This is a genomic window from Lentzea sp. NPDC020367 (genome assembly GCF_044387305.1).
Classification (GTDB): domain Bacteria; phylum Actinomycetota; class Actinomycetes; order Mycobacteriales; family Pseudonocardiaceae; genus Lentzea.
In genome coordinates, this window is record NZ_JBIRVV010000011.1 from 156,728 (window position 1) to 178,880 (window position 22,153).

Annotated in this window: 21 protein-coding genes; 14 read left to right on the forward strand and 7 right to left on the reverse strand. The window is 69.6% G+C overall.

Annotated features, from left to right (window positions below; translation table 11 throughout):
* Positions 1–53: 53 nt before the first annotated feature.
* The 4 genes from ACH413_RS35460 to ACH413_RS35475 form a co-directional block, all read right to left on the reverse strand.
* Entirely contained in the window at positions 54–725 is a 672-nt protein-coding gene (locus tag ACH413_RS35460) for a DUF4166 domain-containing protein (protein WP_360038502.1), read from the reverse strand.
* The gene (locus ACH413_RS35465) at positions 722–1,429 is read right to left on the reverse strand and encodes a hypothetical protein (RefSeq protein WP_360038505.1); all 708 of its coding nucleotides are present in this window, start codon (positions 1,427–1,429) and stop codon (positions 722–724) included. The genes ACH413_RS35460 and ACH413_RS35465 overlap by 4 nt, the downstream gene beginning before the upstream one ends.
* Before the next feature lie 72 nt (positions 1,430–1,501).
* A complete protein-coding gene (locus ACH413_RS35470) occupies positions 1,502–2,137 on the reverse strand; it encodes a TetR family transcriptional regulator (protein ID WP_360038508.1) in 636 nt (211 codons plus the stop codon).
* 4 nt (positions 2,138–2,141) lie between these two features.
* Entirely contained in the window at positions 2,142–2,999 is an 858-nt protein-coding gene (locus ACH413_RS35475; RefSeq protein ID WP_360038511.1) for a hypothetical protein, read from the reverse strand.
* A gap of 525 nt (positions 3,000–3,524) precedes the next feature.
* Between ACH413_RS35475 and ACH413_RS35480 the strand changes: the two genes are divergently transcribed.
* From ACH413_RS35480 to pip, 7 genes are all read left to right on the forward strand, one after another.
* Positions 3,525–5,195 carry an RICIN domain-containing protein gene (locus ACH413_RS35480; protein WP_360038514.1) on the forward strand — a complete coding sequence of 557 codons (1,671 nt, stop codon included), beginning with the start codon at positions 3,525–3,527 and terminating at the stop codon, positions 5,193–5,195.
* A 20-nt stretch (positions 5,196–5,215) separates the two neighbouring features.
* Positions 5,216–6,550, forward strand: coding sequence for a glycoside hydrolase family 43 protein (locus tag ACH413_RS35485; RefSeq protein ID WP_360038517.1), 1,335 nt, complete (start codon positions 5,216–5,218; stop codon positions 6,548–6,550).
* 11 nt (positions 6,551–6,561) lie between these two features.
* On the forward strand, positions 6,562–8,001 hold the full coding sequence (locus ACH413_RS35490) for a family 43 glycosylhydrolase (RefSeq protein ID WP_360038520.1): 1,440 nt from the start codon (positions 6,562–6,564) through the stop codon (positions 7,999–8,001).
* Position 8,002: 1 nt separating this feature from the next.
* Positions 8,003–8,977 (forward strand): arabinan endo-1,5-alpha-L-arabinosidase, encoded by a 975-nt coding sequence (locus ACH413_RS35495; protein ID WP_396425428.1) that lies wholly within the window; start codon positions 8,003–8,005, stop codon positions 8,975–8,977.
* 10 nt (positions 8,978–8,987) lie between these two features.
* The gene (locus ACH413_RS35500) at positions 8,988–10,454 is read left to right on the forward strand and encodes a family 43 glycosylhydrolase (protein WP_360038526.1); all 1,467 of its coding nucleotides are present in this window, start codon (positions 8,988–8,990) and stop codon (positions 10,452–10,454) included.
* A 321-nt stretch (positions 10,455–10,775) separates the two neighbouring features.
* Positions 10,776–11,948, forward strand: coding sequence for a hypothetical protein (locus ACH413_RS35505; RefSeq protein ID WP_360038528.1), 1,173 nt, complete (start codon positions 10,776–10,778; stop codon positions 11,946–11,948).
* A gap of 32 nt (positions 11,949–11,980) precedes the next feature.
* Entirely contained in the window at positions 11,981–12,943 is a 963-nt protein-coding gene (gene pip, locus ACH413_RS35510; protein ID WP_360038531.1) for a prolyl aminopeptidase, read from the forward strand.
* 62 nt (positions 12,944–13,005) lie between these two features.
* Here the strand turns inward: pip and ACH413_RS35515 are convergent, their stop codons facing one another.
* Together ACH413_RS35515 and ACH413_RS35520 are read right to left on the reverse strand one after the other, a co-directional pair.
* Positions 13,006–14,028, reverse strand: a complete 1,023-nt coding sequence (locus ACH413_RS35515) for a hypothetical protein (RefSeq protein ID WP_360038534.1) — start codon at positions 14,026–14,028, stop codon at positions 13,006–13,008.
* Positions 14,029–14,057: 29 nt separating this feature from the next.
* Complete coding sequence (locus ACH413_RS35520) at positions 14,058–14,612, reverse strand: sigma-70 family RNA polymerase sigma factor (protein WP_360038537.1); 555 nt, start codon at positions 14,610–14,612, stop codon at positions 14,058–14,060.
* 157 nt (positions 14,613–14,769) lie between these two features.
* Here ACH413_RS35520 and ACH413_RS35525 point away from each other — a divergent pair, with 157 nt between their 5' ends.
* The 4 genes from ACH413_RS35525 to ACH413_RS35540 are packed head-to-tail and all read left to right on the forward strand — an operon-like array spanning position 14,770 to position 18,156.
* Positions 14,770–16,416: a hypothetical protein gene (locus ACH413_RS35525; protein ID WP_360038540.1), complete on the forward strand. Its 1,647-nt coding sequence runs from the start codon at positions 14,770–14,772 to the stop codon at positions 16,414–16,416.
* A 59-nt stretch (positions 16,417–16,475) separates the two neighbouring features.
* On the forward strand, positions 16,476–16,832 hold the full coding sequence (locus tag ACH413_RS35530; RefSeq protein WP_360038543.1) for a hypothetical protein: 357 nt from the start codon (positions 16,476–16,478) through the stop codon (positions 16,830–16,832).
* On the forward strand, positions 16,829–17,716 hold the full coding sequence (locus ACH413_RS35535; protein ID WP_360038546.1) for a hypothetical protein: 888 nt from the start codon (positions 16,829–16,831) through the stop codon (positions 17,714–17,716). The genes ACH413_RS35530 and ACH413_RS35535 overlap by 4 nt, the downstream gene beginning before the upstream one ends.
* On the forward strand, positions 17,713–18,156 hold the full coding sequence (locus ACH413_RS35540; protein WP_360038548.1) for a hypothetical protein: 444 nt from the start codon (positions 17,713–17,715) through the stop codon (positions 18,154–18,156). The genes ACH413_RS35535 and ACH413_RS35540 overlap by 4 nt, the downstream gene beginning before the upstream one ends.
* Before the next feature lie 6 nt (positions 18,157–18,162).
* Here the strand turns inward: ACH413_RS35540 and ACH413_RS35545 are convergent, their stop codons facing one another.
* Positions 18,163–18,606, reverse strand: a complete 444-nt coding sequence (locus tag ACH413_RS35545; protein WP_360038551.1) for a YdeI/OmpD-associated family protein — start codon at positions 18,604–18,606, stop codon at positions 18,163–18,165.
* 120 nt (positions 18,607–18,726) lie between these two features.
* Between ACH413_RS35545 and ACH413_RS35550 the strand changes: the two genes are divergently transcribed.
* The 3 genes from ACH413_RS35550 to ACH413_RS35560 are packed head-to-tail and all read left to right on the forward strand — an operon-like array spanning position 18,727 to position 22,153.
* On the forward strand, positions 18,727–19,191 hold the full coding sequence (locus ACH413_RS35550) for a hypothetical protein (RefSeq protein ID WP_360038554.1): 465 nt from the start codon (positions 18,727–18,729) through the stop codon (positions 19,189–19,191).
* Positions 19,188–21,746, forward strand: a complete 2,559-nt coding sequence (locus ACH413_RS35555; RefSeq protein ID WP_360038557.1) for a CHAT domain-containing protein — start codon at positions 19,188–19,190, stop codon at positions 21,744–21,746. The genes ACH413_RS35550 and ACH413_RS35555 overlap by 4 nt, the downstream gene beginning before the upstream one ends.
* A 20-nt stretch (positions 21,747–21,766) precedes the next feature.
* Positions 21,767–22,153 carry a hypothetical protein gene (locus ACH413_RS35560; protein ID WP_360038559.1) on the forward strand — a complete coding sequence of 129 codons (387 nt, stop codon included), beginning with the start codon at positions 21,767–21,769 and terminating at the stop codon, positions 22,151–22,153.

Here is a 22,153-nt window from a genome sequence, read left to right on the forward strand (position 1 = left end):
CCGCGACGGGTTTCCACGGCTTGCCAGTTGCCAGTATTGGTCTATACCTCCGTTCAGACCCTTGCCTGCTCCCGCACCGGCCTGATCGCGTCCGGCACGGAATCGCCTTCGGGGTAGGCACAGGTGAAGGTGCCGTGGTAGCCGAAGAGCGGTCCGAACCGGTGGTTGGTGACCTGGACGTTGATGCGGAACCGGCCCAGTTCGTCGTCGTAGGACTCGCGGACCTCCGCCGTACCGGTCACCAGGTCCGGGATGCGGAAGTGCAGCGGGCCTTCGTGGAAGCGCTGCTCCCCGCTGCGGATCAGGAGCCCGCCACGTTCGTCGACGGACATGTGCAGGTCGACGGAGACGTGCTGGTGCGTGCCCAGGTAGTCCACAACGGACTCCCGTTCGGGGCTGTAGATCATCGTGGCGTCCCAGCGCCGCGGCCGGTCGAAGGTGAAGGTGCGGACGAAGGTCACCGTCTCCCGGCCGAGCGAGTCGCGGTAGGGGTAGTTCTCGATGGTGAACGGGATGTCGCGGCCGTGGCCGGGAAGGAGGATGTGGCGCTGGGCCCCGAGCCAGAGGAACGGCCGGGTGAACCCGCGGCCGTGCCACACCCGGTCCATCGTGCCCGTGCCGACGCAGGCGACGCCGTCCGCACTGGCAAAACCGAACCGGCGTTGCAGTTGCGGGTGAAGGCGGTCGAAGTCGTCGCCGAGGGCCCGCTGGAAGATCGACGTCATGGGTGCTCCAAGGTGGACAGGGTGGAGGGCGCCGTCGACGAACGGCGGTCCGGTGGATTGCGCCGGCACCGCCTGGCGGCCGGCGTGGACGGCAACGGCGGGGCCAGCAGGGCGGCGAGAGTGACAGCGGCGGCGAGCACAGCCGGTGCGGCCCACCAGGCGACGGCACAGACCGCGAGCCGCGTTCCCGCGTCCAGCAGCGCCCGCCGCAGCGACACCTCAGGTGGGACACCGCGTTCCAGCCACAGCCGGAGCCGGTCGAACGACCAGGCGGTGCCCCACCCCAGCAGGAGACGGAACGGGCGATCGGCCAGCGCCCCCAGCCGGCCCCAGCCGGGCTGGTAGTCGTACCCGGTGAGGAACCGGATCCCGGCGCTGGTCGGCACGTACCGCCAGTAGCCGGAACCGCCGCGGATCAGGGACAACGGATGCGCCGAGCTGAACCGCAGCGCCGACGTCCGTGAGCCGTCGGGCTTGGTGCGCTCGCCGACGCTGACGCCGGTGCCGTCCACCGTCAGGCCGGGCAGGACGCGGACGGCGTACCGGAAGCGCTGTGCCGCGTCCGGTTCCGCCTTCGGCAGGTTCTCGATCCGGGTGAACCGGAGGTCCCACCGCTGGTGCTGCCGCGGTTCCTGCGTCCGCCGCCACAGCTCGTCGAGGTCGGCCTGGATCACCGTCTCCACGTAGAGCGTTCGCCGCGCCATGAGACCTCCTGCTGTTTGAGCATCTGCTCAAACAGCAGGGTAGCCAGATTTGAGCAGATGCTCAAATCTGTCCTAGCGCACTTTCTTGGCCGTCTTGCGGAGTTTGCCGCGCAGGGCGCGCAGGGCGACCGGCCCGAGGTCGTCCACCACCTCGATGAGCACGGCCAGCCGGTCGAGCGCGTCCAACGCCGCCGTGGCCCCGTCCGGGTCGACGCCCTCGTAGAGCTCCAGACCGATGAACCCGGCGCTCACCGCGCGGGCGAGACCCGCCGTGTCGATCAACTCGGCCATCGGCGAGCCGGCCAGCAACCTGGTCAGGGCGCGCTCGATCGGCGTGATCCACAACTGCAGGGACGCCGCGGTGGCCTCGGCGAGTTTCGGGTCGGTCTGGGCGCCCGCCAGCAACTGGGCGAGCACCATGACGTTGCCCTGGGCGCGCTCCTCGGTGTGCAGGCCACGGCCGAGCGCGAGGAGCTGCCGCAGGTCGGTGATCTGGTCGAGGCGTTCGGCGAACAGCTCGACCCTCGCCTGTGTCGCGGCGAGGCACGCGGCCTGGAGCAGGTCGTGGACGGTGCCGAAGTGGTAGAAGACCAGCGCCTGGTTGACCTCGGCGGTGGCCGCGATGCTCCGCGCCGTCGTGCCGGTCAGGCCGTGCGTGCGGATGGTCTCGATCGCGCCGTCGATCAGGCGTTGTCGGGTGTCGGCCACGGCATCACCGTAGAGGCCCGCGAAGACGTTGGCGCAGCGCCTCCGCGATCCCGTGCCCGTCTCCGGGATCGAGTGCGGCGAAGATCATCGCCTGCACCGACGCCACGAAGAGCTCCCGGTTCTCCCCCGTGTCGTCACCGGCACCGGCGACCTGCTGCGCGAAACCCGACGTCTGCGCGGAGATCATCAGACAGAGCTGCCGCGCCGTGACGCCCGGCCGGAACCGCACGTCCAACAGCCGCAGGCCCTCCTCGTACACCGGCACCCACCGCGTGGAGTACGCCTCCAGCATCTCCCGGTAGGCCTTCGTGGCAACGGACCGCCACTTGGCGTCGATCGTCAGCGAGAGCTGGAACAGCCAGTACCTCGCCAGCCGGCTGCGCATCCGCAGGTCGTGGGTGGCGATCTTCGCGATGAGATCGGTCAGATCCAGCCTGCCGTCGCGCACCTTCGGCAGTTCGGCCAGCGCACGGCGCGGGCCGTAGTCGAGGAAGTTGCTCCAGCGCGGCGCCGTGCACGTGTACTTGATGAGACACATGAAGAAGTTCGCCATGCCACCAGGTCCCGGCCAGCGATCGCGGAACGCGCCCTCGCCGACGTGGGCGACGCCGGACAGCTCCGCGGCGACTCCGGCGGCACGACGCACCACGATCTCGCGCGTCAACCGGGCGCCCGCGAGTTCGTCGCGACTGCGCGAGTTGCGGCCGGACAGCTGGTCGTCGATCTCCTCGAGCCCGCCTTCCAGGAACACCATCGTCGTGACGTAGACCGAGCGCCGCGGATTGCGGGGATCGGCGAGGCTGGGGCGGGAAATGTGCTCCCCGAACACTTCCGGCCAGTCGACTTCGTCGTTGAAGCGCACAGGACCCCCTGGAGATCACCTCATTCCAGCACAGGGTCCTGACCACCGGCAACGCTCTCCGCACCTCCTGAACAGGAGGATGACGCGCACGACCGCAGGCCTCATCGTGAAACCACGGGAAAACGGATGAAAGGAAATCCGATGCAGATCACGGTGGAGACCTCGTTGTTGTCGGTGCGCCTGATCGAGATGTTGCTGGTCCTGCTGGCCGCCACCGCGTGCGGAGTACGTCGGCGTCCGCCGCAGTGAGGCGGGAACATCGAACCACCACGAGTTCATGGTGATGAACCCGGGGACGACCCATTCCGTTCACGAGTGTGACCAGCGGATATTTCCTGCTCACGCCTGTTGATCGATTCGATTGGCGGTGACCTGGCCATTCGATTGATTCGACCACGAACATCGACTGCACTCGCCCGTTTTCGACGTTTGACCTGGCACGGAGAACGCTCATAACATCCGGCGAGAACCCGCCGCACATCCGAACGGAAATCCTTTCTCTCAGCGTTGAGAAGCGGAGTCCTCATGGGCATTTCGGAAAAGCTCGCGCGGCAACGCCGTGTTCGCGCCGGGCTGGTGGCGGGTGGCGCGGTCGTCGCACTGGTCACCGCGCTCGCCGCGTGGCCCGCCATCGCCGCGAACGCGAACGTCGCGGGCACCTACGTGCTGAAGAACGCGGGCAGCGGCCAGTGCCTCGACGCGGGCACGAGCCCGACGAGCGGAACGCAGCTGCGGCAACAGGCGTGTGCCGGCCAGGAGTGGGTGCTGACCGAGGTCAGCGGCGGGGTACGGATCACCGCGGGAAGCCTGTGCGTCGGCGTGCGGGACGCGTCGACCAGCGCGGGCAAACCGGTCCAGCTCGAAGCGTGCACCGGCGCGACGAGCCAGGTCTGGGCGCTGACCCCGAACGGCGGCGACCACCGCCTGGTCAACGCCAACGGCGGCAAGTGCCTCAACGTCAAGGACAACGCCACCACGCCGGACGCGTTGGTGCAGACCAACTCCTGCGACAGCGCCGCCACCAAGCAGTGGACGCTCACACCGGCCGGCGGTCCGACCAGCACGACCACTTCCACCACCACTACGACCACGACGACCGGCACGCCGCCCGCCAACGCGTTGTACGTGTCGCCGACCGGTCGTGACGGTGCTTCCGGCACGATCTCCGACCCGACCACGCTGACGTCCGCACTCCCCCGCGTCGCCGCGGGCGGCACGATCTTCCTGCGCGGTGGCACGTACAGCTTCTCGCAGACCGTGACGATCCCGCCCACCAACAACGGCACCGCGAGCGCCCGCAAAAAGCTGGCGGCCTACCAGGGCGAGAAGCCGGTGCTGAACTTCTCGGCGCAGACCGAGGACCCCGCCAACCGCGGCCTGGCCGTGACCGGCTCGTACTGGCACGTGCAGGGCGTCATCGTCGAACGCGCCGGGGACAACGGCATCTTCGTAGGCGGCAGCTACAACATCTTCGAACGCACGATCACCCGGTTCAACCGCGACACCGGCCTGCAGCTCTCCCGGACGCTGTCCAGCACCCCGAAGGACCAGTGGCCGTCCCACAACCTCATCCTCGGCGCGGAGTCGCACGACAACGCCGACTCCGACGGTGAGGACGCCGACGGGTTCGCCGCCAAGCTCACGTCCGGACCCGGCAACGTGTTCCGCTACTCGGTGGCGCACAACAACATCGACGACGGGTGGGACCTCTACACCAAGTCGGACACCGGCCCGATCGGCGCCGTCACCATCGAGGACTCGCTGGCGTACAAGAACGGCACCCTGAGCAACGGCGGCCAGGCCGGCAACGGCGACCGCAACGGCTTCAAGCTGGGCGGCGAGGACATCGGCGTGAACCACACGATCACCCGCACGATCGCCTACGACAACGGCAAACACGGCTTCACCTACAACCGCAACCTCGGCTCCATGGCCGTGTCGAGCAACCTGAGCATCGACAACGACGAACGCAACTTCTCCTTCGACGCGGGCAGTTCGGTGTTCCGCACCAACACCTCCTGCCGCGGCAGCAGCGGGAGCAACGACAAGGTGGTCGGCGACGCCGACTCCTCCAACCAGTTCTGGGCGGGCACCAACGGCTCCCGCTGTTCCGGCTACACCGGCGCACTCGGCTGGTCGTTCGCCTCCGACGGCAGGCTCGTCGTCACCCTCGGCGGCAAGCCCGTCGCGTTCTGACCACACCAAGGAGCCGGTCCATGCGTCTCTCCCTGCCGGTGATCGCTGTCACCGCAGCACTCGTCGCCGGTGTCGTCGTCCCGGGTCCGGTGGCATCCGCCGCCGGACCCGTGCCGCACTACCTGATGACCGCGTTCACGAACAGCAGCGAGTCGAACATGTACGTCTACGACTCGGCGAACGCGACCGGCTTCACCCAGGTCAAAGCGAACGCCTACACGCCGCCGTCGGGACTGATTCGCGATCCCAGCGTCCTGCGGCACACCGACGGCTACTACTACATCGTCCACACGACGAACTGGACGGGCGACACCATCGGTTTCGCCCGCAGCGCGGACTACGTGAACTGGACGTTCCTGCGCACCGTCCGGGTAGGACTCAACGGCGCCACCGGCAGCACGTGGGCGCCGGAGTGGTTCAAGGACTCCGACGGCAGCGTGCACGTGATCTTCTCCGCGTCCACGACGGGAACGGCGGGACAGTTCCGCCCGTACCGGATCACCGCGACGAACGCGGACCTGTCGGCGTGGAGCAGCCCGGTCGCGCTCGGCATCCCGGCCAACTACATCGACAGCTTCCTGGTCAAGGTCGGTGGCACCTACCACAACTTCCTCAAGAACGAGACGACGAAGTACATCGAGCACGCCACCGCGACGTCGTTGAACGGGCCGTGGACGTTCGTCGGCACGGGCAACTGGGCTGGCTGGGGCTCCGGTCTCGAAGGGCCCGCGCTCGTGCGGCTGCCCGACGGCCGGTGGCGGATCTACTTCGACCAGTACGGCCAGCGGCGGTACTTCTACGCCGACAGCACGAATCTCGGCAGCTTCGGCGCCAAGACCGAACTGACCGGGCTGTCCGGTACCGCACGGCACTTCACGGTGCTGCGGGAGGACTCCGGTGACGGCACGGCGGTGGCGACGGGCGCGAGGTCGTTGCGCTCGGCCAACTTCCCCGACCGGTACGTCCGGCACCGCGACAACCTCGCGTACGTCGATCCGGTGAGCTCGTCGAGCACGCTCCCCGTGCGCCAGGACGCGACGTTCACGGTCGTGGCCGGCCTGGCGAACGCGGGCTGCTACTCACTGCGCTCGGTGAACTACCCGGACCGCTACCTGCGGCACTACGACTTCCGCGTCCGGCTGGACGTCAACAGTGGCGACGCGGTGTTCGCCCGCGACGCCACGTTCTGCGGCCGGACCGGTCTCGCGGGCGGCGGGAGCACGTCGTTCGAGTCCTACTCCCACCCCGGCCGGTACCTGCGCCACCAGAACTACGAACTGCGCGTCGACTGGCGCACCTCGGACTCGGCGTTCGCCGGTGACGCGTCCTTCACCGTCACCGCGCCACTGGCCTGAAAGGACAGTCGATGAAGACGGTTCTCCTCCGCCTGGCCGTGCTGGTGCTCGCCGCCGTCACCTGCGTGGCCGGAATGCCCGTGCCGCAGGCGGGTGCGACGCCCGCGCTGCGCTACACCAACCCGATCGCGGAACGGCGTGCCGACCCGCACGTCTTCAAGCACACCGACGGCTTCTACTACTTCACCGCGACCGTTCCGGAGTACGACCGGATCGTCCTGCGCCGCGCGACCACGATCCAGGGACTGGCCTCGGCGGCGGAGACGGTGATCTGGCGCAAGCACTCCAGCGGCGAGATGGCCGCCCACATCTGGGCGCCGGAGATCCACTTCATCAACGGGAAGTGGTACGTCTACTTCGCGGCGGGCCGCAGTGACGACATCTGGCGCATCCGGATGTACGTGCTGGAGAGCTCCAGTGCCAACCCGGTGAGCGGATCCTGGACCGAGCGCGGCCGCATCACGACCCCGTGGGACACCTTCTCCCTGGACGCCTCCACGTTCACGCACAACGGCGTGCGGTACCTCACCTGGGCGCAGCAGGAGCCGGGAATCGCCACGAACTCGAACGTCTACCTCGCTCGCATGGGCGCGAACCCGTGGACGATCACCGGCACGGTGACCCGGCTGGTGGTGCCGTCGCTCGCCTGGGAGACCCGCGGGTACAAGGTGGCGGAAGGTCCGGCGGTCCTGCAGCGCAACGGAAAGGTGTTCCTGACCTACTCGGCCAGCGCCACCGACGCGAACTACTGCCTCGGCCTGCTGACCGCCTCTGCGTCGGCCGACCTGCTCAACCCGGCGTCGTGGTCCAAGGGCGCCAGTCCCGTGTTCACCAGCAACGACGCGACCGGGCAGTACGGGCCCGGCCACAACTCGTTCACGGTGTCCGAGGACGGCAGCAGCGACGTGATGGTCTACCACGACCGCAACTACCGCGACATCAGCGGCGACCCGCTCAACGACCCGAACCGCCGCACGCGCGTGCAGAAGGTCTACTACAAGGCCGACGGCTCACCGGATCTCGGCATCCCTGTCGCCGACGGGCCGACCCCGGTCAGGCTCCGGTCCTATGCCGCCTCCGACCGCTTCGTGCGGCACTGGGAGTACCGAGCGCGTCTGGAAGCGAACGTGTCCCCGTTGGCCGACTCCCAGTTCAGGCTCGTCACGGGGCTGGCGGGATCCGGCGCGGTGTCGCTGGAGTCGGCCAACTTCCCCGGCTACTACCTGCGGCACCGCGACAACGAGCTGTGGGTCGAGCGAAGCGACGGCAGCACGTTGTTCCGCAACGACGCCAGCTTCACCCAACGGGCAGGACTCGCGGCCACGTCGGCGGTGTCGTTCGAGTCGGTGAACTTCCCCGGCCGCCACATCCGCGTCAGCAACGGACTGCTCTACCTGCAGACGGTCGGTGACGCGCAGGGCCGGGCAGACGCGACGTTCGTACTGGAGTGACATGAGCGCTTCGAGGACGACCTCAGTGAGAAGAGCTTTGGTGGCCGTGGCGGTGGTCCTGACCACCGCGGTCGCGACGGCACCGCCCGCGTCGGCCTATCCCCTGCCGGGCCGGGTCACCGGTGACGTCAACGTGCACGACCCCAGCGTGGTCAAGCGCGCCGACGGAAGCTACCTGGTGGCGCACACCGGCACCAACATCGCGCTGAAGACCTCCACCGACCGGATCGCGTTCCGCAACGCGGGTTCGGTGTTTCCCGGCGGCGCGTCGTGGACCACCCCGTACACGGGCGGCGGCACCAACCTCTGGGCGCCGGATCTGTCCTATCGCGACGGACGGTACTGGCTGTACTACTCGGCTTCGACGTTCGGCTCGAACAGGTCGGCGATCTTCCTCGCCACCAGTCCGAGCGGCGACTCCGGCACGTGGACCCACCGCGGCCTGGTCGTCGAGACCAGGACGTCCGACAACTTCAACGCCATCGACCCCGACCTCGTGGTGGACGACCAGGGCCGCTGGTGGCTGAGTTTCGGCTCGTTCTGGTCCGGCATCAAGATGGTCGCGCTGAACCCGTCCACCGGGCTGCGGTCCGACTCGGTCGTCCGGTCCCTCGCGGGCAGGAACGGCGGTCCGATCGAGGCGCCGAACATCGTCAAACGCGGCGCCTATTACTACCTCTTCGTCTCGTTCGACTACTGCTGCCGGGGCGCGTCCAGCACGTACCGGGTGGTCGCCGGCCGCTCCACCAGCGTCACCGGGCCCTACGTCGCCCGCGACGGCACGGCCATGACGTCCGGCGGTGGCACGGAGGTCCTGGCCGGTCAGGGCAGCGTGCACGGGCCCGGGCACCAGGACGTCCTCGCCGACGCCGACGGTGACGTCCTGATCTACCACTACTACACCGACACCGGCGCGTCGCGGCTCGGCATCAACCTGCTGGCGATCGACTCGGCGGGCTGGCCGTACCTGCGGTGAGGAGAAGACCTTGACCTCGATCAGCAGCTCGCGCGGCACCGTCCTGGCCGCCACCGTTCTCCTGCTCGGCGGCATCACCGTCGCCGTGCCGGCGGTGGCGGCCGCCGCGGTCGTGGACACCAGCGCGTCGTACGCGTTGGTCAACCGCAACAGCGGCAAGGCGCTGGACGTCTACGACCTGTCCACTGCGGACGGTGCCAGGATCTCGCAGTACGCGCGCAACGACGGCGCCTGGCAGCTGTGGCAGTTCGTCGACTCCGGCGGCGGCCACTACCGCGTGAAGTCCCGGCACAGCGGCAAGGTGCTGGACTTCCCGTCGACCGCGGACCGGGCCGGGCTCGTGCAGACGACGGACGCCGGCCGCGCGGGCCAGCAGTTCCGGCTGGCCGACTCGCCGGACGGGCACGTGCGGCTGGTCAGCCGTGCGAGCGGCAAGGCGGTCGACGTCCTCGACTTCTCCGCCGCCAACGGCGCGCAGGTGATCCAGTGGCCCGACACCGGCGGCAGGAACCAGCAGTGGCGGCTGGTGAAGATCGGCGCCCCCGGCAACGTCACCAACCCGATCAAGCGGGGCGGCCCCGACCCGTGGCTGCAGTTCCACGACGGCTACTACCACCTGGCCACCACGACGTGGAACTCGACGATCACCATGCGCCGGTCCCGCACGCTGGCGGGGCTGTCGAGCGCGGCGGACACGGTGGTGTTCACCCTGTCCGGGCGGCCCAACGGGTGCTGCACCATGTGGGCGCCGGAGTTCCACCTCCTCAACGGCCGGTGGTACCTGTACTACGTGGCCGGGCAGAACGTGCCCGACTACAACCCCACCCAGCGCCTGCACGTGCTGGAGAGCGCGGGCACCGACCCGATGGGCCCGTACTCGTTCAAGGCGGACCTGGGCGACACGTGGGAGCTCGACCCGAGCATCCTGCGGCACAACGGGAAGCTGTACCTGATGGGCAGCGCGATGGACGGCACCCAGAGCCTGACCATCACCCCGTTGTCGACCCCGTACACGATCAGCGGCGCGCGGCGCACCATCTCGCAGCCCACCCTGGCGTGGGAGCGGCAGACCGCGCCGGTCAACGAGGGCGCGGAGCCGTTGTACCGCAACGGCCGCACCATGATCGTGTACTCGGCCAGTGCCTGCTGGGGTCCCGACTACAAGCTCGGTCTGCTCACCCTCACCGGGTCCGACCCGCTCAACCGCGCGCACTGGACGAAGTCGCCCGACCCGGTGTTCCAGCGCAACGACGAGCACGGCGTGTTCGGTCCCGGCCACAACGGGTTCTTCAAGTCCCCCGACGGCACCGAGGACTGGATCGTCTACCACGGCAACACGAGTGCCTCGGCCGGCTGCGGCATGGAGCGGTCGACGCGCGCGCAGAAGTTCACCTGGAACGCCGACGACACCCCGGACTTCGGCACCCCGGTCCCGCTCGGCGCGCAGGTCCCCGCGCCGTCGGGAGAGCCTGCCTGAGGACGCGCCGCGAGCCAGGAAGGTCCCCTGGCCCGCGGCGCACGCCCGCGACCGGCCCACCACGCTCGCGCCCACCGGCGTGCCGCCCGTCACCGCGCCGACGGCATCGCCCCCAACCTCGCGAAACGTGAGAGAGTGGACATCTCCGCCCGCCTCGGGTCCACACCTGCAGGCGCGCCCTTCACCCCGGAGCGGACGCCGCCTCATCCAGGCGCGTTTCACCGCTCCCGGTCAGTTCGCTCCACTCCACGCCCAGGACCGGGCTCCCGCACGACCCCACGAGGGAGATCTCCCATCACCGCTTCCGCGCTCACGCCGACCTTGGCCGCTCCCCGCACGCTCACCGACATCTACGGCCCTGACATCGCCGTCTGCGCACGTCCCGCCCAGGAACCGATGGTGCCCTCGAGCAGGCACCGGAACACCCGTGACGTCCTGTCCGCCCGCCCCCTCGCCGTCGCCGCCGGCACCCCGGTCATCAGCAGCGCGGGCGGCACCGAACCCAACCTGATCGCCGCCCTGCGCGACGGCGGCCTGCCCGTCGGCACCGACCCGCGCGAGTTCCGCACCGAGGCCGAGTTCGCGACCCGCGTCACCGAGGCACTGAGCGACGGCTTACGCCTGTCCATGGAGTACCCGCAGCCCACGAGCCTGTACCCGGACGAACGCTCCGTGAAGAGCGCCGAACTCGTCGGCTACCTCAACAACAAGGCCAGCATCAGCACCTTCGTCGCCCCGCGCTTCCAGGCCCGCCGCGAGATCGTCACCACCGACGAACTCGCCCAGGCCGCCCCCGCCGAGAAGTCCTGGGTGCTCAAGGCCGCCACGAACGCCGCCCACGGCGCCAGCCTCGACGTCTACCTGCACCGAGCAGGGGACCTGGTGGAGCTCCCCGCGTTCACCGACCTCCTCACCGAGGTGGTCGTCGAGGAGTACCTGAGCATCCACCGCAACTGGGGCGTCCAGCTCTACGTCGCCGCCGACGGTCAGGCCCGCCTGCTCGCCGTGACCGACCAGCGCGTCGACGCCGACGGCGTCTACACCGGCGGCCGGTTCGGGCTCGTCGTCCCGCTGCCCGCCGACCTGCTCGTCGAGTGCCTGGCGATCGCGCAGCGCGCGGCCGACGTCGGCTACCGCGGCATGTGCAGCCTCGACTGCGCCGAGACCCACGACGGCCGACTCGTCATGCTCGACCTCAACTTCCGCATCACCAGCGGGTCCATCCCGTTGCTGGCGCTGCAGACCATCCGCCCCGACGCCCTCGACCGCCCGTCGGAGTCCACGAAGATCACCACCTCCGCCTCCGTCGCCGCGCTGCTCGCCGCGCTGCGACCCGCGCTGCTACGTGGAGGACTTCTCGTCACCGGTGGGCACGACACCCGCCGCACCGACGCCCCGATCAAGCAGACCACGCTGCACCTGCTCGTCTTCGGCGACGACCCGGACGACGTCGCCACCCGCCGCGCGGCGCTGGAGACCATGTACAACCACTGACGCGCCAGGCACCGCTGCGCGATCATGTCCGCATGGCGAGCACATCCGACGACGGGCGTTATGCAGCGAGTGAGCCGTACGAGTCAGGCGTGCTGGAGGTCGGCGACGGCCATTCGCTGTACTGGGAGGTGTCGGGCAGTCCCCACGGCAAACCGGCCGTCGTGCTGCACGGCGGTCCCGGATCGGGGAGCTCTCCCGGCAAGCGGGGCCTGTTCGACCCGGACCGCTACCGCGTGGTCCAGTTCGACCAGCGCAACGCCGGGCGCAGCACGCCTTCGGCGACCGACCCGGTCGTCGACCTGTCGGCGAACACCACTCAGCACCTCGTCGCCGACATCGAGGCGCTGAGGGTCCACCTGGGAGTCGAGCGCTGGCTGGTGCAGGGTGGCTCGTGGGGCGTCACCCTCGCTCTCGCCTACGCGCAGGCACATCCGGAGCGGGTGACCGAGTTGGTGCTCGCGGCCGTGACCGACGGCGACCGCCGCGACACCGACTGGATCACCCGGGACATGGGCCGCGTCTTCCCCCGCGAGTGGGAACGGTTCCGCGACGCCGTGCCCGCGGCCGAACGCGACGGCGACCTGGCGGCCGCCTACAGCCGGCTGCTGCACGATCCCGACCCCGAGGTCCGCGCCACGGCCGCCCACGAGTGGTGCCTGTGGGAGGACACGCACATGTCGCTGGCCCCCGACGCCGCCCCTTTCCTGTCGGTCGCCGATCCGGAGTTCCAGCTCGCCTTCGCCCGCCTGGTGACCCACTTCTGGTCCCACGGCTGCTTTCTGGAGGAGCGGCAGCTGTTGCGCGGCATCGAACGGCTCCACGGGATTCCCGCCGTGCTGATCCACGGTCGTTACGACGTCAGCGCTCCGCTCGGCACGGCCTGGGCGCTGCACCGGGCCTGGCCGGGAAGCGAGCTCGTGGTGCTGGACGACACCGGTCACGGCGGCGGCAGCATGACCGCGGCGATCATCGCCGCCACGGACCGCTTCGCCTGAACGCACCCGTCCGGGGAGGGCCGACGTGATCTCGGCCCTCCCCGGACGGTTCGGCAGGTGGATCAGATCTTGCCCGCCACCACGTCGGCGAGGTTCACGCGGGACGACTTGTAGTTGACCATCGAGGGCTTCGACGGGTCAGCCGAGTCCTTGGCCGGGACGACCTCGGAGCTGATCGGCAGGCCGTTGTCGGCGTTGACGGTGATCACCTGCGAACCGCCGCCACCCTGAATGGCCGCGTTCCCGGTGAGGGTCAGCGCGCGCTGACCGTTGACGTCGGTCTCGCCGACGGTCACCTCCTTCATGCTCGCGAGCAGCTTCAGCACCCCCGCGCGGACCTCGGTGTTGGCGGCGCCGACGAACAGCGCGTACGTGGTGTTGCTCCACAGGTGGTTGCCGATGAGGTTCTCCAGTTCCACACCCGTCGGCCGCGGCCTGGGGACGAACCCCTCCTTGCCGAGCTCGCGGAACATCTCGGCCGTCTTCGCCTGGGCGTCCGCCCACGCCTTCTCCGCCTCCGCGGGGCTCAGGCCGACTCCCAGGAAGTTGCCGGCCGCGGAGACCATCTCGGCCTTGGCCTTCTCCACGTCGCCGCTCGCGGCCAGGCGGGCCGCCGCCATCACCTTCTGGTCGTACGGACGGGCCGCGTCGTCCCCCTTGGCCGCCGCGGCAGACAGGGTCTGCGCCGAGTCTCCGTGGAACACCTGCCCCTTGTCGGTGTAGACGGTGTAGACGACGTACAGCGAGCCGTCCGGCGCGATCTTCTTGGTGATGACCAGCGACGAGTCACCGGGCTGCGCGGCGGCCTTGACCTCTCCGGCCAGTTTCACCAGCGGTGACTCGACCACCACCCGCGGAGCCGCGTCGGACGGGCCGACCGGAGCGCTGCCACCCGTCGTGCCCATCACCACCGCCGCCGCGACGGCTGCCGCGCCCACCGCGGCAACGCTGACCTTGGGCCAGGAGAACCAGCGCTTCGGCCGCACGACCGCGGCAACGGGTTCCGTCATCGCCGTGTGCAGCGCCGTGCGAGCACGGTCGTAGGCCTCGGGACCTGGGGACGGCACTTCACGCAGATTCTTCATCAGATCCATTTCATCCATGGGGTGTCTTTTCACGTTGTCGGGACTTGCAGCAGCGCGGCCACCTCGGGGGTCTCACGCAACGTCTTGCGCGCCTGGTGCAACAGGCGGCGGGCCGTGCCCGCCGGGATGTCGAGCACTCGCCCGGCCTCCGCGACGGTCAGGTCCTCCCAGGCGACCAGGCCCAGCACTTCCCGTTCCTCCGGTTTGAGCCGGGCCAGCGCACTGCGCAGCAACGCCTGCGTGTCCACGCGGACGTCGACCTCCGGCCAGGGATCCCAGTCGCTCGCCAGACGGGTCAGGTCCGGTGCCGGTTCCTCCGCCGGTTCCGACCGCCAGTACCGCCGCAACCTGTTCAGTGCGACGCCGTACAACCAAGGCCTGGCTTCCGGGTAGGAACGGTCATAGGTGGCACGGGATTCGTAGGCCGCCACCCACACGTCGCCGAGCACGTCCTCGGCGGCCTGCCTCCCCACCCGGCGCGCGAGGTAGTTCCCGATCGCGGTCTCGTGGCGACTGATCACTTCCACGAAGGCATTGGTGTCTCCGCGCAGCGATCTGCCGATCAGTTCCGCGTCTGACGACATGAAGCTCCTCGGGTTTCGCTTCGCCCTTGCACCCCGTCTTTGCCAACGCGGGCCGAAAGCGTTCAGGTTGCTTCGCTGCCTGACGAACGTCGCTGTTCAGCGCGGGGCGGACCCTGCTAGCGTCCACGCCACTTTCCTCGACCTGGTGGGATGAACCGTGTTCGACGCTGATGACCTGCCTGCCTTCGAGCCGCCGGAGTTCGACGACGAGTCCCAGGACGAGAGCGACGGGGAACGGCCTCCGTTGCGCGGCCGCACGGCACCGCCCGCCGGACTGCACGACGTGAACTGGGCGGCTCTCGAAGACGCGTACGGCACGGCCGACGAGACGCCGTTGTTCATCGAGGCGCTCACGAGTGACGACGACGGCGATCGGAACTTCGGTGTGTACGGCCTGTATTCGGCCACCACGCACCAGGGTTCGGTCTACTCGGCGTCCGAGGCCGCGATCCCGTTCCTGGCCGACCTGGTTCGCCGGGACAACGCGATGGCGTTGGCGTTCCTGGCCCGGATCGCCGTCGGCGAGACGCACTTCGTGGCGCGGCCCGACGACGTCGGCAAGGCCACCAGCGAGTACGCGGGAGTGGTCGCGGAGTTCGCCGGCGACGTCGAGGCGATGTGGACCCGGACCGGTGACGACGAGGCGTTGCGGCTGCTGGTGTTGCTGGGCCGGGAACCGAAAGGACTTCCCGCGCTCACACCGGACGCGACCGCGGGTCTGTGCCTGGCCCACGGTTTCCTCGGCGCGCGGGACAACGGCGTCACCCCTGGCGGCGCGAAGCGCGGCAGCGCGAGGGTGGATCATGTTGCCGCAGCACGGGATCTGATGACCGGCAGCCCATCGCTGCATGTGCGGGGCGCCGCCGCGGCGTGCTTGGTCTACTCCGGATTCGCCGACGACGACTCGCTGGCGTTGCTGCACCACCTCGCGCAGGGCGAGTATCCGGTGCGGGACGCGTGGACGGCGGACCTCGCCGAGCTGGCCACGTCCGCGTGGACCTTCGGCACGGACGACGACGGGCTGCTGGCGGCGCCCGGGAACAGCCGGCCGAACCTGCACAGCCGGTTGCTGGAGCGGATGGCGCGGCAGTTCCGTCCCAGCGGCGCGGTCTACCGGCCGTTGTCGCCGGAGGAGCTGACGGCGGCTCAGCGCACGACCCTGGAGACCGCGCTGCGGGCCGCGCCGGACGCGATCAGCGGCGTGGACGCGGATTACCTGTGGATCGACGTGCCCGGAACGGTGGCCGCGGCACATCGGTTGCTCGGCACCGCGAGCGGCGAACTGAGCCGGCGCACGTCCCGGGGTCCGCTGTGGTTCGTACTGGAGGACGGGCTGCTCGCCCAGGACGACAGGGCGTCCGCGCTCGCCGCCCTGGCCGAGGTGGACGCGTGGGCCGCACTCGGCGAGGTGTTCGCCGCCCGGCAACCGGACGGAACGGCGGAGTCGATCACCTTGACCGTGCGCCACTTCCAGGGCGACGAACGCGAGAACGCCGTGACACTCGCACTGTGCTCGATCTTCGCCGACGCACTCGCCGGTCATCGCCACCAGGCGGAGGCGTTCCTCGACGAGTGGCTGCCGAAGGTGTCCGAAGTGGACGGTTACGACCTCGCGTTCGGCGTCCCCGCCCAACGCATCGGCACGGCGCTGGCGGCGCTGGCCCGGTCCGGCGAGCTGCCGGCGCGCTTCCACCCGATGATCAAGCCGTACCACCGTTTCCCGGAGTACTCCAAGGTTCCGCTGCCGCTGCTTCGTGAACTTGCGGAGGTGCTTCCGGCGGAGGCGCGGTCATTCATGATGTAAATGGGGTTTTTTCGTCAAATGCGACGGACCCGCACATTGCGGCATGCATCATGACCGCCATGGGAGAGAAGTTCCACGTCGTGCCGGATGAGCTGCGCGGCTACAGCGGACTGCTCGAACGTCAGGCCGAGCACTTCCTGACGATCCGGGAGCACGCGATCGTCAAGGGTGGGGACACGTCCGGGTTCACCGGGCTGCTGTCGCTGCTCGACCCCGTCGTGACCGGGGTCGCGCAGCTCTACGGCGAGACGCTCGAGGCAGCCAACGAGAAGATGAACCAGGACGCCGAGTCGTTGGTGAAGTCGGCTCGCGCCTACGAGAAGGCGGACGAGATCGGGGTCTGCCTGATCGACACCGCGGGCGGCAGGTCGGAACCGCCGTCCTGGCTGGCGCGGTACCTGGGGGTGGGCGAATGACCGGCCCGGTGTGCAACGGATATCAGGACGTCGAGGATCCGAACGTCGCGCTGCGCGCCGCGCCCGACGACCGGCCGGGACGGCAGACCGTCAAGGAGCTCATCGAGGCCGCCGGGTGGAAGATCCAGGGCGTCAACTGGATCTACCAGCAGGTCACCGGCGACGACCTGGTGCGCGACCTGGTCATGCCGCTGGCGGGCGACTTCGAGAAGATCGACGCCAACGCCGCCGCGTGGGACCGGGTCGCCAAGGCGCTGGACAACGTGCGGCACAACGTGAACAGCGGCATCGACGAGCTCTCGCCGAGCTGGGACGGCGGTGCCGCGCAGAGCTTCGAGAACCGCATGCGCCGCACGTGGACCACGGCGATCGAGTGGGACTCGCAGGTCGCGAAGTTCATCGGTGACCGCTTCAAGAACATGGCGAGCTCCTGCCGGTCGGCCGCGAAGCTCGCGCTGACCCTGCTCGACAAGATCTGCGACAAGCTGATGAAGGCCGCGATGACCGCGTGGATCCCGCTCGTCGGCTGGGGTCGTGCCGTGTGGATGGTCTACGACGTCGTCAACATCGTCGACCAGGTGCGCAAGCTCATCCAGTCCATGCAGACGCTCATCGAGGGCGTCAAGGGCATGATCAACGGCATCAAGCTGTGGGGCACCGCGCTGGCCAAGATCCCCGACGTGCGCGACGTCAACGACTTCTTCGACGTGGTCGACACCTGGCAGGACGGCACGGAGAAGTTCGGCGACGGCACGGCCGCCGTCGGCAGCGGCGCGTGGGGCATGGCCAAGAGCGGGTTCAAGGCGCACGGCAAGTACACCGACGCGTTGAAGGAAGAACGCTGGGCGGAGCCCAGTACGTCGAGTTCGGGTGGTGCGGAATGACGTTCCCGTACGACAGCGCTCGTCAGCAGTTGCAGGCGTGGCAGAAGGATCTCGACGCCAAGGGCTCGCAACTGGAGAAGGTCGCGCTGGAAGCCTCACGGGTGCAGACCCGCGGCGCCGACCTGTCCCCCGCGGACATCGCCGCGATCGAGAAGCACGCCCGGTCGAAGGACGCGCCGAACGCGCTGAAAGACCTGCAGCGCAAGGTCGACGCGGGTCAGCTGAGCTGGCGGGACATCGCGTCCGGCAGGGCCGTCCACGATCCCGACGTGCAACGGGCGATGCAGACCAGCACGCCGTCGCTGAAGCGGGCGTACACGGCGATCAAGGAGGGCCAGGACCTCGACGAGATCATCGTGGCGGGTCAGCAACGTGCCCGGCCGTCGCGCGGCGACTACGACGACGACGCGCCCAGCGACTTCACCGAGGACGCTTTCTAGGCCACGTCAGGACAGTTCGGCGATGATCTTCTCGATCCGTCGCGCGCGGGTCTCCGGTTGTTTCGCCGCCGCGACGGCTTCGGCCCGCTGCCGCTGGTTGCTGTAGGACAGCGCGGTGAACGCGGCACGAACCGCGGGATCCCGGTCGAGCGCCGCCGCGAGGTCGCCGGGCACCTCGACGGTGCGTTCCGCCAGGTCCGGTTCGAGCGTCACCTCGACGGTGTCCCCGGCGGCGACGCCCGCGGCCTCCCGGTTGGCGGCACTCAACGGCAGCATGAAGTCGCCGCCGTACACCGCCACCGTGCTGCGGTAGGTGTGGACGCCGATGGTCACCGCGACCCTGGGCTTCTTGCCCTGCCCGAGCGCCTCGACCACGTCCGCGGGGACGCGGAGCCCGGTCGCGGTCTTGCCGTTGAGCTCGACCAGCGTGGTGAACGTGTGGCGCGTCAAGGTTCCTCCTCCGGGAGATCGGCCGTTCACCCGGATAGTAGGCACGGACTGGGCTGTTTCGTCCCACACGATCCGGGTGTTCACGTAGTGTGATCGACCGGTGTCGAGAGGGGTGGGCCGATGTTCGGACGGGGAACGCGGAAGGTCACCGTGCGCGGCTTCGCGGACGAGGTGACGCGAGGAATCCGCCCCGACATGACGCACCTCTACCTGATGTACCAGGTGGGCGGCACCGTGATCGTCAAGTGGGAGGAACCCCGCGGCGACCGCAGGAAGCCGTTCCGGATCGTGCCGGACGAGGACGGCAACGCCTGCCCGCACTGCGCCGTCCTGCTCGCCGTCTCGAAGATCGGTGACGTGCTCCCGCTCGGTGACGAGAGGGTGGAACGGGTCCGCCGCGAGTACCTGTCGGTGCTGGACCAGGGAATGCTGCCCTGTCCCGCGATCGGCCGGTCGCCGTCGCTCGACACTCCCTTCGGGACCATGCCGCTGATCATCGGCGTCGGCAGGTGGATGGCCGAGTGCCACGTGGGGCACGGCGACCCGGCCACGGAGGCGGACTGCGCCCGGCACCAGCGCGCATGATCTTGTGGGACGACGGCGGCTACGAGAGTGCCTGCGACCACTTCCGGACCTTCGAACGGACGGGACAGCTGTCCGAGCTCGAGGCCGCGATCAGCGGGTTCCGCGCGTTGGCGTCCACCCGCCTGGACGGGGCCGTCGCGAACGGTCTCGCCATCGCGCTGTGGTCGCGCTACGAGGTGCTCGGCGATCGAGGTGACCTCGACGAGGCGGTGACCGGGCTGCGGCAGGCGATCGGCCGGCATCCCGACGACGCCGAGCGCCTGCCTTCGTACCTGGCGAACCTCGCGGGAGCGTTGCGGGTGCGGTGGAGGGCGACGGGGTCGGGTGACGACGTCGTGGAGGCGGCCGAGGCCGGCCGTCGCGCGGTGGAGGTGACGCCCGCGCACCACCGGCGGCGTTCCGCGCGGCTGAACAACCACGCCGACGGCCTGCTCACCGTGCACCTGCATTCCGGCGACAGCTCCGCGCTCGACCGCGCGATCTCGTTGTTCCGCCAGGCCGTCGACGCCGCCGACGCGGGCAGCGACGACCTGGTCAACGCCAAGTCCAACCTGGCGGAGGCGTTGCGGTTGCGGTTCCAGTCCACCCGCGACATCGGCCTGATCGACGAAGCCGCGGTGCTGGCCGGCACCGTGGTGCCACGGGCGCGGACGCGTGCGCTGCGGGCCCGGTTCCAGTCCAACCTCGCGCTCGTCCTGCTCGCCCGCCACAGCGCGACCGGACGCGATCAGGACCTGCGCGCCGCGACCGACCTCGTTCACCAGGCGCTGAAGGAAAGTCCGGCCGGTCATCCCAACCGCGCCGAACGCTCGGCCGTACTCGCGGAGTGCCAACGGCTGGCGCTGGTGTCGTCGCACCGCGGTGCACGGGCGCCACACCGGCTCGGTACCGATCGGGCGTCCGGCCTGCCGTTCCTGTTGCGCCGCAAAGGAAAGCGGCTGGCCCGTGCCACCGAGGACGCGGTCCGGTCCACACCGCACGGACATCCCACCCGTGCCGACGCGTTGCTGAAACACGGCCTCGCGCTCGCGTTCGTCGATGATCGTGTCGCGGCACTCGCGCTGTACCGGCAGGTCGCGGAGGAACCCGATTTCCCGCCTCGCGTGCGAGTGGAGGCGGCCCGGCTGTGGGCGTACGAAATGGTGGCGCGACGGAACTGGCCGGCGGCGCTGGAAGCGTTCCGGCTGGCCGTGGAACTGTTGCCGCGCACCGCACCCAGGCACGTCACCCAGGCCGACCGGGAGCAGGCGCTCGCCGCGTTCGCCGGGCTCGCGTCCGACGCCGCGGCCTGCGCGATCCAGGCCGGTGACCCGTCGCTCGCGGTGGCGCTGCTGGAACAGGGCCGCGGCGTGATGATCGGCCACGCGCTCGACGCCAGGACCGAGGTGACCGATCTCGAGGAGCAGCACCCCGATCTCGCGCGGCGGTTCGACGAGCTGCGGACCGCGCTCGACGCCCCGAGCGGTGCGTTCGTCCAGGCCGCCGGGCTGAGCGGGGAACGCCGGCACGCGCTGACCGAGGAGTGGCACGACCTGGTCGATTCCATCCGGTCGCTCCCGGGTTTCGCGCGGTTCCTGCGGCCTCCCGCAGTGGAGGAGTTCGCGGACTCGGCCGACCGCGGCCTGGTCGTCATCGTGAACGTGAGCGCGTTGCGGTGCGACGCTCTGCTGATCGCCGGACGGACCATCGAGCCGGTCGCCCTGCCGGAACTGGAACTCACCGACCTCGCGGACCGCGCGGAGCGGTTCCGCCTCAGCCCGGCCGACGAGATCGACTCCGTCCTGTCCTGGCTGCGGCAGGTGATCGTCGACCGGCTGCCGCTGCACGACGCTCCGGCCCGGTTGTGGTGGATGCCGACGGGCCCGTTGACCGCGCTGCCGCTGCACGCCGCCGGTGACCTCATGGACAGGTTCGTCTCGTCCTACACACCGACACTGCGCAGCCTCATGACGGTGTGGCAGACGGCCGCGATCAGCCGGCCGGACTCCCCGCTGATCGTGGCCGTGCCGTCGGCGCCGGGCGTGCCCGACCTTCCCGCCGCCCAGGACGAGGCGGACGACGTCGCGACCCGGTTCGCCAGGCCGCACGTCCTCACCGCGGACCGCGCCCTGCGGCGGTCCGTCCTGAAAGCCCTGCCACGCCACCGCTGGGTGCATTTCGCGTGTCACGCCAGGAGCGCCGACATCGGCGGCGAAGGTCGCCTCGTGCTCTGGGACCACCTCGAGAAACCCCTGAGCGTCAACGACATCGCCCGCCTGCGCCTGGCCGGTGCGGAGATCGCGTTCCTGTCGGCGTGCGAGACCAGCGCGGCGCCACCGGAGCTGACCGACGAGTCCCAGCACATCACCGGCGCCTTCCACATGGCGGGCTTCCAGCACGTCATCGGAACGCTCTGGCGGGTCGGCGACCGCACCTCCCAACTGGTCGCGAGCCACTACTACGACGCACTGGCCGAGACCCCGTCCCCCGCGATCGCCCTGCACACGGCCGTGCTGAAGATCCGCGCCACCCACCCCGCCGCGCGGTGGGCGCCGTTCGTCCACGTGGGAGGTTGATCTCCGGCATCATGGTCGACATGACCGAACACGAGTCCGATCGCGGCTTCCTGGACGCCCTGATGGGAGCGGCCGCGGGCTCGGTGCTGCTGCCGTTCGTCCAGGCGATCGTCACCAAGAGCGGCGAGGACGTCTACGCCAAGATCAAGGAGCTGCTGTCCAGGCCCGACCAGAAGAAGACCAGGAACGAGATCAAGGAGGCGGGCACGGTCACCCTGTTCTCCGACGACACGCGGGTCGTGCTGCGGATGCCGTCCCGGATGACGCCCGAGATGACCGAGCGGCTGAAGCAGGTCCGGCTTCCCCCGCGCGGTTCCGAGTGGTTCCGGATCTCGTGGGACAACGCGAAGGCCCAGTGGGTGGTGCGGGAATGCGATCCGCCGGACGAGCTCACCACCGGCCGCTGA